This window comes from Pelomonas sp. Root1237 (assembly GCF_001425055.1).
Taxonomy (GTDB): Bacteria; Pseudomonadota; Gammaproteobacteria; order Burkholderiales; family Burkholderiaceae_C; genus Pelomonas.
Map to the genome: position 1 here is coordinate 793244 of NZ_LMDK01000016.1, position 13666 is coordinate 806909.

Below are 13666 nucleotides of genomic sequence, written 5' to 3' on the forward strand. Positions count from 1 at the left end.
ATGAGAAAATCCGCGTTTCGCCAAGAACCAAGCGACCGTCATGGACATCGAACACATCAACCAAATCGGCAACAACCTGGCCGACCTCACAGCGCGTACCGACGCGCTAAGGGGGTATCTTTGACTTCGACCGCAAAGCACTGCGACTGAACGAGGTCAACGCCTCCCTCGAGAATCCCAACGTCTGGAACGACCAGAAGCGTGCCCAGGAACTGGGCAAGGAAAAGCGCACGCTGGAGGCCGTCGTCGACACGATCACGACGCTGACCAGCTCGCTGGCGGACAACACCGAGCTGTTCGAGATGAGCCGCGAGGAAGGCGACGAAGCCGGCATGCTGGCCATCGAGCAGGACGCCGCCGCGCTGCAGGCCAAGGTCGAGGAACTCGAGTTCCGCCGCATGTTCAACAACCCGGCCGACCCGCTGAACTGCTTCATCGACATCCAGGCCGGCGCCGGCGGCACCGAAGCCTGCGACTGGGCCGGCATGCTGCTGCGCCAGTACCTGAAGTACTGCGAGCGCAAGGGCTTCAAGGCGACGCTGGAAGACGAGACGCCCGGCGACGTGGCGGGCCTCAAGAGCGCGACCATCAAGGTCGAGGGCGAGTACGCCTTCGGCCTGCTGCGCACCGAGACCGGCGTGCACCGCCTCGTGCGCAAAAGCCCGTTCGACAGCTCCGGTGGCCGCCACACCTCGTTCGCGTCGCTGTTCGTCTACCCCGAGGTGGACGACAGCATCGAGATCGACATCAACCCGGCCGACGTGCGCACCGACACCTTCCGCGCCTCGGGCGCCGGTGGCCAGCACATCAACAAGACCGACTCGGCCGTGCGCCTGACGCACATCCCGACCGGCATCGTCGTGCAGTGCCAGGACGGCCGCAGCCAGCACAGCAACCGCGACGTCGCCTGGAAGCGCCTGCGCTCGCGCCTGTACGACCATGAGATGCGCAAGCGCCAGGAAGAACAGCAGAAGCTGGAAGACACCAAGACCGACGTCGGCTGGGGCCACCAGATCCGCTCCTATGTGCTGGACCAGAGCCGCATCAAGGACCTGCGCACCAACTACGAAACGTCTGCCACGCAGAAGGTGCTGGACGGCGATCTCGACCCGTTCATCACGGAGTCGCTGAAACAGGGCGTTTGATGCCCTCCCTGAAGCACTGCGCGCCCGCGTTCCGGCTGGCGCGCAGCGCTTCGACTGAACTGACCGATTTCCAAGGAAGCCCCAATGCGTGAAGGCAATGCCACCCTGATCCAACGCCTGGACTACCAGCAACCGGCGTTCTGGATCCGCAAGGTCGACCTGACCTTCGATCTCGACCCGGCCAAGACCCTGGTCACCAGCAAGATGCAGATCGAGCGCAACCGCGCCGTGCCCCACGGCCCGCTGCGTTTGCACGGCGAGGAACTGAACCTGCTGCGCGTGCTGATCGACGGCGCGAGCGTCTCCTTCCGCCAGGAAGGTAACGAGCTCATCATCGAAGGCGCACCCGACGCCGACTTCGCGCTCGAGATCCGCAACACCACTTGCCCGGACAAGAACACGGCCCTCTCCGGCCTGTACACCTCGGGCGGCAGCTTCTTCACGCAATGCGAGGCCGAGGGCTTCCGCCGCATCACCTATTTCCTGGACCGCCCCGACGTGATGGCCGTCTACACGGTCACGCTGCGCGCCAACGCCACCCTCTACCCGGTGCTGCTGTCCAACGGCAATCTCGTCGACAGCGGCACGCTCGACAACGGCCGCCACTTCGCCGTCTGGGCCGACCCCTTCCCCAAGCCCAGCTATCTGTTCGCCGTCGTCGCCGGCGACCTGGTGGCGCGCGAGCAGCGCATCCGCACCCGCGCCGGCAAGGACCACCTGCTGCAGGTCTACGTGCGCCGCGGCGACCTGGAGAAGACCGAGCATGCGATGAACTCGCTGATCGCCTCCATCGTCTGGGACGAGGCCCGCTTCGGCCTGCCGCTGGACCTGGAGCGCTTCATGGTGGTCGGCGTGTCCGACTTCAACATGGGCGCGATGGAGAACAAGGGCCTGAACATCTTCAACACCAGCGCCCTGCTCGCCTCGCCCGCCACCGCAACGGATGCGGACTTCAACCGCATCGAGTCCATCGTCGCCCACGAGTATTTCCACAACTGGACCGGCAACCGCGTCACTTGCCGCGACTGGTTCCAGCTGTCGCTCAAGGAAGGCCTGACCGTCTTCCGCGACCAGGAGTTCTCGATGGACATGGCCGGCACGCCGTCGGCCCGTGCCGTCTGCCGCATCCAGGACGTGCGCCAGCTGCGCGCCGCGCAGTTCCCCGAGGACAGCGGCGCCATGGCCCACCCGGTGCGCCCGGACAGCTACAGCGAGATCAACAACTTCTACACGGCCACCGTCTACGAGAAGGGCGCCGAGGTCGTGCGCATGTACCAGACGCTGGTCGGCCGCAGGGGCTTTGAGGCGGGCATGAAGCTCTACTTCGAGCGCCACGACGGCCAGGCCGTGACCTGCGACGACTTCGCGCAGGCGATTGCCGACGCCAACCCCGGCTCGGGCCTCGCTACGCGCCTGGACACTTTCAAGCGCTGGTACTCGCAGGCCGGCACGCCGCGCGTGACCGCCCGCGGCGAGCATGACGCCGCCGCCCGCACCTTCACGCTGCGCTTCACGCAGACCACACCCGCCACGCCGGGCCAGGGCGACAAGCAGCCCCAGGTGATCCCCATCGTCATGGGTCTGCTGGACCGCCACGGCGCCGCCCTGCCCGTGAACGTCCAGGGCGACACCGAGGGCGTGGTGGTACTGGACCAGGCCGAGCAGACCTTCGTCTTCGAGAACATCGACAGTGAGCCCGTGCCCTCGCTGATGCGCGGCTTCTCGGCGCCGGTGGTGCTGGAGGACGGCCTGTCCGACGCCGGCCTGATCGTGCTGATGCGCCACGACAGCGACCCTTTCAACCGCTGGGAAGCCGGCCAGCGCCTGGCGCTGAACCGCATCCTGCATTCGCTGCGCGCGGGCCAGCCGCTGGTGCTGAGCCCCGTCTTCATCGACGCGATGCGGGTCCTGCTCAACCATCCCGAGCTGGACCCGGCCTTCAAGGAACTGGCCCTGACCCTGCCTGGCGAGGCCTATATCGCCGAGCAGCTCGACGTCGTCGACCCACAGGCCATCCACGCTGCCGTCATGGCCGCGCAAACCCAGCTCGCCGCCGCCCTGCGCGACGACTGGGCCGCGGCCTTCGAGGCCAACCAGATCAGCGGTGGCTACACGCCCGACCCGGTCTCGTCCGGCAAGCGGGCGCTGGCCAACCTGGCCCTGTCCATGCTCGTGCTGGATGCGCAGGCCACGGGCGACACCGTCTGGCCGGGCAAGGCCTACCAGCGCTTCAAGGACGCGTCCAACATGACCGAGCGTCTCGGCGCGCTGGCCGCCCTGGTGAACGCAAACGCCGAGCTGGCCGCACCGGCCCTGCAGCGCTTCCACGCGCTGTTCAAGGACGATGCACTGGTGGTCGACAAGTGGTTCTCGCTCCAGGCGCGCGCGCCCGAGGCCGATGGCCGTGTGTTCGCGCGTGCCAAGGCGCTGACCAAGCATGCCGACTTCACACTCAAGAACCCGAACCGTGCGCGCAGCCTGTTGGCCTCGCTGTACATGTTCAACCCGGCTGCGTTCCACCGCGCCGACGCGGCCGGCTATGTGTTCTGGGCCGAACAGGTGCTCGCCATCGACGCCATCAACCCGCAGCTCGCCAGCCGCCTCGCCCGCGCGATGGACCGCTGGGCCGTGCTGGCCGAGCCCTACCGCAGCGCCGCCCGCGAGGCCGTCGCGCGCGTTGCCGCCAAGCCTGATCTGTCGAGCGACGTGCGCGAGATCGTCGAACGCGCGCTGGCCTCGGGAGGCTGATCGATGTCTCGTCAAACCAGCCTGACCCAATACCTCGTCGAGCAGCAGCGCGAGCACGGCCACATCCCGCAGGAACTGCGCCTCTTGATCGAGGTCGTCGCCCGCGCCTGCAAGCGCATCGCCATCGCCGTCAACAAGGGGGCGCTGGGCGACGTGCTGGGCACCGCCGGCAGCGAGAACGTGCAGGGCGAGGTGCAGAAGAAGCTCGACATCATCGCCAACGAGGTGCTGATCGAGGCCAATGAATGGGGCGGCCACCTCGCGGCCATGGCCAGCGAGGAGATGGACGGCATCTACGTCGTGCCCAACCGCTACCCCCAGGGTGAATACCTGCTGCTGTTCGACCCGCTGGACGGCTCCAGCAACATCGACGTCAACGTGTCCATCGGCACCATCTTCAGCGTGCTGCGCAAGGTGGGCCATTCGCGTGGCGTCAGCGAAGAAGACTTCCTGCAGCCCGGCAAGCAGCAGGCGGCGGCCGGCTACTGCGTCTACGGACCGCAGAGCATGCTGGTGCTGACGGTGGGCGACGGCGTGGCTGTCTTCACGCTGGACCGCGAGACCGGCTCCTGGGTGCTGACGCAGGACCAGGTCAGGATTCCCGAAGACACCAAGGAATTCGCGATCAACATGTCCAACCTGCGCCACTGGGCGCCGCCGGTGCGCCGCTACATCGACGAATGCCTGGCCGGCTCCACAGGGCCTCGTGGCAAGGACTTCAACATGCGCTGGGTCGCCAGCATGGTGGCCGACGTGCACCGCATCATGACCCGCGGCGGCGTCTTCATGTACCCCTGGGACCAGCGCGAGCCCGACAAGCCCGGCAAATTGCGCCTGCTGTACGAGGCCAACCCGATGGCCTTCCTCGTCGAGCAGGCCGGCGGCGTGGCCACCACCGGCAGTGAACGCATCATGGACCTGAAGCCGACCAAGCTGCACGAACGCGTGGCCGTGGCCCTGGGCTCCAAGAACGAGGTCGAGCGTATCGCCGCCTATCATCTCGACGCGTCCTGAGAAGCGTACCAAGAAGCGTCTATGGCATAGGCCGGTCCATCCAGCCTGTGATGAGCTGGACGGCCTCGGCCTCCATGCCGATGAAGCCGTGCCAGTGGAGGGCCTCGCAGGCGTCGCCCGTCGGGTCGGCGCCGCCGTCGACCACGACCAGCTTCTTCACTGGCGCAGCCGTCAGCCCGCGCGGGATGTAGCCCACGTCATGAGGCAGAGTCTGCCGGCACTGGTCCTTGGCGTGGTGCAGCACCAGCACCGGCACGCGGATGGCCGACAACTCCTGGCGCGGCACGGCGCCCGGCTTGTCCCAGGCGACGATGCTGGACGTCAACACCAGGCCGGCGATCTCCCCCTGCAATCGGATGGCCGCCGCCGTGGCCGACACCGTTCCACGACTGGTGCCGACCAACCAGACCGGCAATGGCGACTTCTGCCTGACGGCCTTCAGCACTTCGCGGATGTCGGTCATGTGGGCGTCCGAGATGCGCTCGCTGTAGCCCAGATCGGGCGTGTCGCTCGGCTTGCCGAAGATGGCGACGTTGTAGCCGCGCGCGGCGAACTCCCCTGCGGAGCGGACCAGGAAATTGCGGCTCGTTGGCCGGCCCGCTTCGATGCGCCCGAAGCCGCCGCTGCCACCGGGAAACAGCAACACCGTCGCCCGCGCCGCTTCGGCAGCCTGCCAGAACACCGGCGTGACAACGCCCTCGCGGGTGGCGACGTCGAAGCGCCCATCCTCGGCCTGGGTCAGCGCCGTGGCACCCAGCATCCACGCCCCCAGCAGCAGATTCCTGATCTTTTTCATGCGCCGGAGTTTGCGTCCTGACGCCCGAAAAGCAAGCCGATCTTGGCGGCTCAATGCAGTTGCGCTATGATCTCGGGCTTCGCTGGCCGCTGGGGAATGACCATCGGTTGAGCGTGAGGCCGGCATAGCTCAGTTGGTAGAGCAGCGCATTCGTAATGCGAAGGTCGGGGGTTCGACTCCTCTTGCCGGCACCAGAACAAGAAGAAGCACCAAGGGCCTGATCTCGCGATCAGGCCCTTTTTGCGTTCTGGGCAGTTTTCCGCACTTGGAACAGCTGTTGCAAACGACCTCAGCCCAACCTCGATAACGCACGCGCGGCGCAGGCACCGGGCCGTTAGTCTGCATGGATTGCAGTTCCCGAAGTCGCCCGCACACCATGGACAGCGCCAGCAACACCCCCACGCCGGGCTTGCGTCAGAAACTCATCATTGCCGCCATCGTCGTCACGGCGCTGCTGGCCTTGTTCGGCCTGTCGACCTTGCACGAGCGCACGACCAGCGAGGTGCAGGCCCGCAAGAACGCCACCGCCCTCAGCTTCGAGCGCTCGCCCGAACAATGGCTGGCCCACCCGCGTGAAGCTTCCGAGTTCGAGCGCGCCCTGCAGGCCAAGGACGTTGCGGCCGTCGGTGTCAGCGGCGGCCTGGTGCTCTACACCGACCGCGCCGGCCATCAATTCAGCACGCGGCTCATCGACTGCGGCCTGGGCTGCAAGAACGAGATCGGCTCACGCCTGGGCGAACTCAGCGTGGCCCAAGGCTTTGCGCTGACCGACATCGACGTCGACGCGCGTACCGGCGGCCAGCGCCTGTTCCAGTCCCTGGAGCGGGCCGGGAGCGCGCTGGCGCCGCTGCTCGTCATGCTGCTGATCGCCGGCCCGCTGGTCTATCTGCAGCTGCGCGGCCCCTTGAGCCAGCGTACGCGCCTGGCCGACAAGCCCAAGACCCGCTTCGACGACGTCATCGGCGCCGAAGAGGCCAAGAAGGCGTTGCGACGCGTCGCAGCCTTCATGAAGGATCCCAAGCAATACGCCGCCGTGGGCGCCAAGGCGCCGCGCGGCGTGCTGCTTGACGGCCCGCCGGGCACCGGCAAGACGCTGCTGGCCAAGGCCCTGGCCGGCGAATGCGGCGCCAGCTTCATCAGCGTCGACGGCTCTTACTTCAGCTCCATGTTCTATGGCGCCGGTATCGGCAAGGTGAAGGAGCTCTTCAAGAAGGCCCGCGACGCAGCGCCCTGCATCGTCTTCATCGACGAGATCGACGGCATCGGCCGGCGCAGCAACGGCAAGGAAGCCGGCGGGGGCGGCGGCGAGCAGGAGCAGAACCGCATCATCAACCGCCTGCTGGTGGAGATGGACGGCTTCTCCTCGCTGGAGAATGTCGTCATCGTCGGCGCCACCAACCACATAGACAACATCGACGAGGCCATGCGCCGGCCTGGCCGCTTCGACCTCATCGTGCGCACGGCCATGCCCACGGTGCCCGAGCGCCAGCAGCTGTTCGACCTTTACCTGGGCCAGATCAAGGCATCGACGGGCATGGACCTGCCATCGATCGCCCGCACCGCGGCCGGCATGTCGCCGGCGGACATCGCCAACTGCGTGAACCGCGCCGCCGCCTACGCCGCTGAAGCGGGTGAAGCCCATGTCAGCGAGGAGCGCGTCTACCAGTCGCTGGAGACGCACCAGCTCGGCGGCGAGGTGAGCAACAGCAAGGACATCATCACGCCCGAGACGCTGCGCCGCATCGCCTTCCATGAATCCGGCCATGCGCTGGTGGCCCATGTGCTGGAGGCCGGCAGTGTCGAGCGCGTCAGCATCGAGCCGCGCGGCCCGGCCCTGGGCGTGACCTATGTGACCCGCACCCACGAGGAGCCGCTGTACGGCGAACGCGAGCTGCGCTCCCGCCTGGCGATGATGCTGGCGGGCCGCGAGGCCGAGCTGATCGCCTTCGGCAACACCTCCTCCGGCGCGGCCGACGACCTCAAGCGCGCGTCCGAGCTCGCCACCAACATGATCGGCTCCATGGGCTTTGGCAAGACCTTCGGCTTGCTCAGCATGGCCGGCGTGCCGAAGGAACTCATCGGCCCCGACGTACAGAAGTCGCTGCTGGACGAGGCCCGCGCCCTGCTCGAGAGTGCCCAGGCCGAATGCCGCAGCGTGCTGGAGGACAAGCGTGACCGCCTGGACGCATTGACCGAGTTGCTGCTCGGGCAGGAGACCGTCAGCGGCGCACCGCTGAAGCGCGTGCTGGCGGGCGAGCCTACGGCAGCTTGAGCCGCTTTCTCGCCGTGGCCAGCGTCTGCCGCGACTTGGCGTAGTCGCGCCACGGGTCCTCCTTCTCGAAGGACAGGTACTCGCGCGCCGTCGTGATGGTCCACTGCGCGCCGCTCTTCAGTGAGCCGAGCTGCTCCCAGCTGACGGGCATGGAGACGCCCAATCCCGGCCGGGCCCGCGCAGAGAACGCCGTCGCCGTCGTCTGGCTGTGCCCGTTCCTCAGGTAGTCGATGAAGATCTTGCCAACGCGATTCTTGCCGCCGCTCTTGGCGACGAAGCGCTGCGGGAGGGTCTCGGCCATGTGGGCCACGACGGCCTGCGAGAAATCCTTGACGGTGTCGTAGTCCAGCTTGGGCGCCAGCGGCACCACCACATGCAGGCCCTTGCCACCGCTGGTCTTGAGCCACGCCTTCAGGCCCAGCTCCTCGAGCATGGTGTGCGTGAGGGCGGCCGCCTCCTGCAGATGCGCCCAGCTGACGCCCTCGCCCGGGTCCAGGTCGAACACGATCCGGTCCGGTAGGTCGATGCGCCCGACCTTGGAGTTCCAGGTGTGGAACTCGACGACATTGAGCTGGGCGGCGTTGATGAGCCCTTCGACGCTGTCGACGGACATCAGCGCCTCGTGTTCCGGCCACAGCGCCGGATCGAGGGTCGTGATGCCCGGGATCTCCTTGTCCGAATGCTTCTGGAAGAACAGCTGCCCGCTGATGCCCTGCGGTGCACGCACCAGGGAGACGGGGCGGTTCTTCAGGTGCGGCAGGATGCGGTCCGCGACGCTCTCGTAGTAGTGCACCAGGTCGATCTTGCGCAGCCCGGTCGAGGTGTCGATGACCCGGTCGGGGTGGCTGATCTTGACGCTCGTCCTGGGCGAAGGCCGTACCGCCGCGGCCTGCTCGCGCTGGATCGCCTTGGGCGCCTTGTCGGCGCGCACACCAACGAATCTCGCATGCCGGATATGGCCATCGGGCGTCCACTCGCCGAAGGCCACTTCCACCACCATCTCCGGCCGCACCCAGCGCTCGCTACCCCGGGCGCGGCGCGACCAGCGGCCCGGCTCGACGGCCGCCGGGGCTATGGCCGGCGTCTTCGTCTGCAGCTTGCTCAACTGCCGGTGCAGCTCGCGCCCCTGCGCCGAGGCCCAGCCGGTGCCGACCGAGCCGGCCGAGCGCAACTTGCCGTCCTGGTGATAGCCCAGCATCAGGGCTCCGACTTCCTGGGGCGAGTTCGTGCGGTCGGTGAAGCCGATGACGACGAATTCCTGGCGGCGCTGGCATTTCAGCTTGAGCCAGCTGTCACTGCGCCGGGAGACATAGGGCGAGTCGGCCTTCTTCAGCATCACGCCTTCCAGGCCCAGCTGGCAGGCCGCGGCGAGCACTTGCGACGGCGCCGCCGGCAGCTCATCGCTGAAGCGCACGCGGGCCGAGGTGCGGCCTTCGAGCAGCTCTTTGAGCACCGCGCGCCGGCTGCGCAGCGGCACTTCGCGCAGGTCGGTGTCGCCGAGGAAGGGCAGGTCGAACAGGAACATGGCGATGTCCTGCGTGCGCGCGTTGTCGATGGCGTTCTGCAGCCGGTTGAAGTCCGGCACGCCATGCTCGTTCAACACGACGATCTCACCGTCCAGCCAGGCCTGATCGATGCCGAGCTTCTCGAGTTCATCGACAAGCGGCGCCAGCTTCGCGGTCCAGTCATTGCCATTGCGCGTGATCAGCGCGACCTTGCCCTTGCTGATGCGCACGCCCATGCGATAGCCGTCGAACTTGTTCTCTATCACCCAGTCGCCGTCTGCGGGCGCAGCGGCAATCAGCGTTGCCAGCTGCAGCTCGAGCGTCTTCGGGAACGGCGCCTTCCTTGCGCGGGACAGATCGGGGCCGGCCGTCTGCGGCTGTGCGCGCACCCGCGGTTCACGCTCCTCCACGGGGCCCAGGGGTTTTTCCACGACGCTGTCCGGCAAGGCGCTGATGACGTCGTATTCGGCCGTCGGCCGCGCCCAGGCATCGCCGCGCTTCTTGAACAGGATCCACTGGTCCTGCTTCTTCTCGCCCGGCTTGGAGATGCGCACCAGCTCCCACAGCCCGGCCAGCTTCTCGCCATGCAATTCGAAGATCAGCTTGCCCTTGGCCAGGCCCTCGCGCGGGTCGCCGACCGGCGTCCAGCTGCCGCGGTCCCAGATGATGACGGTGCCGGCGCCGTAATGCCCCTTGGGAATCTCGCCCTCGAAGCTGTTGTAGCTGACCGGGTGGTCCTCGACATGGATGGCCATTTGCTTCTTCGCGGGGTCGAAACTCGGCCCCTTGGGCACGGCCCAGCTGACCATGACGCCGTCCAGTTCGAGCCTGAAGTCGTAGTGCAGGTGCGAGGCCCAGTGCTTCTGGATGACGAAGCCCAAGGCCTTGGACTTGCGGCGCCCCAGCCTCCCCTTGGGCTCGGCGGTGCCGCTGAAATCGCGCTTGGCGTTGTAGCGCGCCAATGGCGCCTCGGCGGTGGCGGGGCGGGGCTTGCTCATGGGTCAGGCGCTACTTGCGCGCCCGCAGCCGTTTGGGGGCTGCGGCCTCGGGTTCGGCGGCATCGCGCGTGGCCGCCTTGCGCGCCGGCATTGGCGTGACCTTGGCAGACGTCTTGCCGCCGGCCTTCACGGCGGGCTTCCCAGCAGGCTTGCTGCCGAGGCTGGCGCGCAGTGCGTCCATCAGGTCGATGACCTGGCCGCCGCCTGTCGGCCCATGCTCCTCGCGCGTGGAAGCGACGATCTTGCGGCCTTTGACCTTCTCTTCGATGGCAGCCAGCACCCGGTCCTTCTCCTCGTCGTGGAACAGCGCCGGCTCGAAGCTGTCCGCCGCGATCTGCTCCACCAGCTGCAGGGCCAGCTGCAGCTCCGGCTTGGAGATGCTGGCCTTGGGGATGTCGAGGTCGGCCAGCGAGCGCACCTCGGCGGCATAGCGCAGCTGTTGCAGGATCAGCCCGTCATCATTGGCGCGCACCTGCACCACGTACTGCCTGGCCTTCCAGGACCACTTGGCCAGCGCGCAGCGGCCTGAGCGGCGCAAGGCTTCGGCAAGCAGGGCGTAGGGCTTGTCGCCGCGCTTGTCCGGCGCGAGCAGATAGCTCTTATCGTAGAACAGCGGGTCGATGGAAGCCAGCGGCACGAAACTGACGATCTCGATGACATGGCTGCTGCCCTCTTCCAGCGCCTTGAGCTCCTCCGGCGTGAAGAGCACGAACTGGTTGTCCTCGACCTCATAGCCCTTGACCATATCCTTGCGCTCGACAACCTTCTTCGTGCGCTCGTTGACGTATTGCTGCTTGAGACGCGCGCCGTCCTTGGCCAGCAGGTTGAAGCGGATGTCAGCGCCCGCCTCGGTAGCCGAGAACAGGCGCACGGGCACGTTGACCAGGCCGAAACTCAGGGTCAGGGAAGCGATAGAGCGGGCGGATGTGGCCATGGAATCTCCTGTGTCCCGACAAGCTACGCCGGCCGGCCTGCGGCGGGTCAGGGAACAGCGCCGCATCGCTGTGTAGGACGCCGGGACGCATCGCGTCGCCAGGGCAAGCAGGCTCATGTTGCCGCCGTCATGAAGCGCTGCGGCAGCGTCGTTCCGGGGCGGGCACGCCGATTGCCGGGAGCGGTGCCGCACCTTCTTCAGCCCGGACCCCCGACATGAGCGACTGCCGTTTCCCGACCTCCGCCCTTGCCGAGCCCAAGGTGCGCCCATGAGCTATGCACCCTATGCCTTGAGCGGTCTGACACTGCGCGACCTGCAGCGGCCGGCGCCGGCCCGCGCGCCATTGCGGCCCTGCCTCTTCGTCGACAAGGACGGCACCCTCGTCGAGGGCGCACCCCACAACGCCGACCCGCTGCTGCTGCGCTTCATGCCCGGCGCTGGCGAGGCCCTGGCCAGGCTGCAACGCGCGGGGCTGGCCCTGGTCATCGTCACCAACCAGAGCGGCCTGGCGCGCGGCCGCTTCACCAGGGCGGAGTTCGCGCGCCTGCAGCAGGTCCTGCTGCAACGGCTGCAGCAGGAGTTCGGCGTGCGCATCGAGGGCGTGGAAGTCTGCCCCCACGCACCCGACGACGAAGGCCGCCCGGCCTGCCTGTGCCACATTCCGGCACCCGGCATGCTGATCCGCGCCGCTCACCGCTACGGCCTGGACCTGGCGCGCTCCTGGATGGTGGGCGACAGGCTGGATGACGTCGAGGCCGGCCACCGCGCGGGCTGCCAGGGCCTGCTCTTCGACAGTGGCGGCGAGACCGTCTGGCGTCGCTCACCCCTGCGGGAGCCCGACGCGCGCTTCTTCGACTGGCCCGCGCTGGCCGACTATGTCGAGAAGCTCGCCACCGCCCGCCTGCCCTCTTTCGCGTCAGCCCCGGGCAGCGTCATGCAGCCGCAGGCGACGCCTGATGTGGCTTGGCATCGGCCCGACTGAGTCGGCGCGAACCAGAACGCTCAGGCCGCCCGCGGGCGCAAGGCATGGCGCGTGATGTGGGCGATGGGAACGCCGACATAGAAGATGTGCGACAGCAGGCCGCTGACGATGTTCCACCCGTGCGGAAGCTGCCAGCCGTTGACCGCTGACAGCGGGACGACGACGTAGACCATCGCCACCCAGGTGAGCAGGCCGTAGACGCTGCCCCATAGCCAGGGGTACGTCGTCAGCGCGCCCAACCGCAATGCCGCAGCCATGAAGACCGCAGCCATGGCCGTGGTCAGGCAGAAGTGGAACAGCAGCCCCAGTCCCGCCATCGCCATGCCGCCCTGCAAGGCGGAGGCACCCAGCAGCCCGCTGGCGATGTATTTCAGGATGCCTTCGACGGTGGCGCCCTGCGCCGCATAGCTCGCGAACGCCGCCACGATGTCCAGGGCACCGGCCACCAGGCCGGCAACAACGACGGCAACGCTCTTGCGCATGGATCTTCCAATCGGTCGAAATGCGCGAAGGGTGGTCGATTTGCCGCCCGAGGATGCCTAGCACCAACCCTCATTGATCAATCGCGGTGCGCCCACTACGGGCTGGTGGCTCCTGGCTCTAGCCCTGTTCAGCCAGGAAGATCTCCACGCGACGGTTCGCGGCACGGCCGGCCTCGGTGTCGTTGCCGGCCACCGGCTCGTGAGAGCCACGCCCCGCCACGGTGACTCTCGAACTCGACACGCCGCGGGCCGACAGATAGTCGCGCACGGCCGCAGCGCGTTCGCGCGACAGCGGCTCGTTGATGGCATCGCTGCCGGTGCTGTCGGTGTGGCCGACGACAGTCACATGCACACCCGGGTCCAGGTTGCGCCCGATCTCGTCGAGCACCGGGCGCATCTGCGGTTTGATGTCGGCGCGGCCGGTGTCGAAGGACACGTCACTGGGCACGTTGAGCTTGAGGCGGTTGTCATCAGTGCGCGCGACCTCGACGCCGGTACCCTGGCTCGCCTGGGCCAGGGCGGCGCGCTTGTCCTCCATGCGCTTGGACCACAGGTTGCCGGCAACCGCGCCGACAGCGCCGCCAATGACGGCCCCACGCCCGGCGCTGCCGCCGGTCACCGAACCAATGATGGCGCCGGCCACAGCACCGGCCCCGGCACCCTTGGCGGTGCCTTGTTCACGCTCGCTCATCGACGAGCAGCCAGCGGCCAGCAGGGCCGCCACGATCAGGGTGGCCGTCGCGCCGCTGCGCAACGGAATCTTGGAAGAACGCATGGTGTACCTCTCGAC

At 67.6% G+C, this 13666-nt stretch carries 10 protein-coding genes and 1 tRNA gene; 6 read left to right on the forward strand and 5 right to left on the reverse strand.

Annotated features, from left to right (window positions below; translation table 11 throughout):
- The first annotated feature begins 40 nt into the window (after positions 1 to 40).
- The 3 genes from prfB (at position 41) to ASC91_RS16420 (ending at position 4907) form a co-directional block, all read left to right on the forward strand.
- A protein-coding gene (gene prfB, locus ASC91_RS16410; RefSeq protein WP_157281678.1) for a peptide chain release factor 2 occupies positions 41 to 1145 on the forward strand; the annotation gives its coding sequence in 2 pieces (ribosomal slippage) (positions 41 to 121 and positions 123 to 1145; 1104 coding nt in all).
- Positions 1146 to 1229: 84 nt separating this feature from the next.
- Complete coding sequence (gene pepN / locus ASC91_RS16415) at positions 1230 to 3893, forward strand: aminopeptidase N (RefSeq protein WP_056198675.1); 2664 nt, start codon at positions 1230 to 1232, stop codon at positions 3891 to 3893.
- Between the two features lie 3 nt (positions 3894 to 3896).
- Positions 3897 to 4907, forward strand: coding sequence for a class 1 fructose-bisphosphatase (locus ASC91_RS16420; RefSeq protein ID WP_056198682.1), 1011 nt, complete (start codon positions 3897 to 3899; stop codon positions 4905 to 4907).
- Between the two features lie 19 nt (positions 4908 to 4926).
- On the opposite strand, the gene ASC91_RS16425 is transcribed toward ASC91_RS16420, so the two are convergent.
- Entirely contained in the window at positions 4927 to 5703 is a 777-nt protein-coding gene (locus ASC91_RS16425; RefSeq protein WP_056198683.1) for an alpha/beta hydrolase, read from the reverse strand.
- A gap of 118 nt (positions 5704 to 5821) precedes the next feature.
- Between ASC91_RS16425 and ASC91_RS16430 the strand changes: the two genes are divergently transcribed.
- Together ASC91_RS16430 and ASC91_RS16435 are read left to right on the forward strand one after the other, a co-directional pair.
- A tRNA-Thr gene (locus ASC91_RS16430) sits at positions 5822 to 5897 on the forward strand.
- 182 nt (positions 5898 to 6079) lie between these two features.
- On the forward strand, positions 6080 to 7975 hold the full coding sequence (locus ASC91_RS16435; protein ID WP_056198686.1) for an AAA family ATPase: 1896 nt from the start codon (positions 6080 to 6082) through the stop codon (positions 7973 to 7975).
- Here ASC91_RS16435 and ligD read toward each other — a convergent pair.
- Positions 7962 to 10478, reverse strand: coding sequence for a DNA ligase D (ligD, locus tag ASC91_RS16440; RefSeq protein ID WP_056198689.1), 2517 nt, complete (start codon positions 10476 to 10478; stop codon positions 7962 to 7964). The two genes, ASC91_RS16435 and ligD, sit on opposite strands and share 14 nt — an antisense overlap.
- A 10-nt stretch (positions 10479 to 10488) precedes the next feature.
- Positions 10489 to 11412: a Ku protein gene (locus tag ASC91_RS16445; RefSeq protein ID WP_056198692.1), complete on the reverse strand. Its 924-nt coding sequence runs from the start codon at positions 11410 to 11412 to the stop codon at positions 10489 to 10491.
- Positions 11413 to 11680: 268 nt separating this feature from the next.
- On the opposite strand from ASC91_RS16445, the gene ASC91_RS16450 reads away from it, so the two are divergent.
- Positions 11681 to 12394 carry an HAD-IIIA family hydrolase gene (locus tag ASC91_RS16450; protein ID WP_056198695.1) on the forward strand — a complete coding sequence of 238 codons (714 nt, stop codon included), beginning with the start codon at positions 11681 to 11683 and terminating at the stop codon, positions 12392 to 12394.
- Positions 12395 to 12414: 20 nt separating this feature from the next.
- Here ASC91_RS16450 and ASC91_RS16455 read toward each other — a convergent pair whose 3' ends face one another.
- Positions 12415 to 12876: a hypothetical protein gene (locus tag ASC91_RS16455; RefSeq protein WP_056198699.1), complete on the reverse strand. Its 462-nt coding sequence runs from the start codon at positions 12874 to 12876 to the stop codon at positions 12415 to 12417.
- Between the two features lie 118 nt (positions 12877 to 12994).
- Positions 12995 to 13651: an OmpA family protein gene (locus ASC91_RS16460; protein ID WP_082532726.1), complete on the reverse strand. Its 657-nt coding sequence runs from the start codon at positions 13649 to 13651 to the stop codon at positions 12995 to 12997.
- Positions 13652 to 13666 lie beyond the last annotated feature (15 nt).

Coding starts and splice junctions, on each gene's coding strand:
- ASC91_RS16450 (WP_056198695.1), top strand. CDS start 11,681: ATGAGCTATGCACCCTATGCCTTGAGCGGTCTGACACTGCGCGACCTG.
- pepN (WP_056198675.1), top strand. CDS start 1,230: ATGCGTGAAGGCAATGCCACCCTGATCCAACGCCTGGACTACCAGCAA.
- ASC91_RS16435 (WP_056198686.1), top strand. CDS start 6,080: ATGGACAGCGCCAGCAACACCCCCACGCCGGGCTTGCGTCAGAAACTC.
- ASC91_RS16420 (WP_056198682.1), top strand. CDS start 3,897: ATGTCTCGTCAAACCAGCCTGACCCAATACCTCGTCGAGCAGCAGCGC.
- ASC91_RS16455 (WP_056198699.1), bottom strand. CDS start 12,876: ATGCGCAAGAGCGTTGCCGTCGTTGTTGCCGGCCTGGTGGCCGGTGCC.
- ASC91_RS16425 (WP_056198683.1), bottom strand. CDS start 5,703: ATGAAAAAGATCAGGAATCTGCTGCTGGGGGCGTGGATGCTGGGTGCC.
- ASC91_RS16445 (WP_056198692.1), bottom strand. CDS start 11,412: ATGGCCACATCCGCCCGCTCTATCGCTTCCCTGACCCTGAGTTTCGGC.
- ASC91_RS16460 (WP_082532726.1), bottom strand. CDS start 13,651: ATGCGTTCTTCCAAGATTCCGTTGCGCAGCGGCGCGACGGCCACCCTG.
- ligD (WP_056198689.1), bottom strand. CDS start 10,478: ATGAGCAAGCCCCGCCCCGCCACCGCCGAGGCGCCATTGGCGCGCTAC.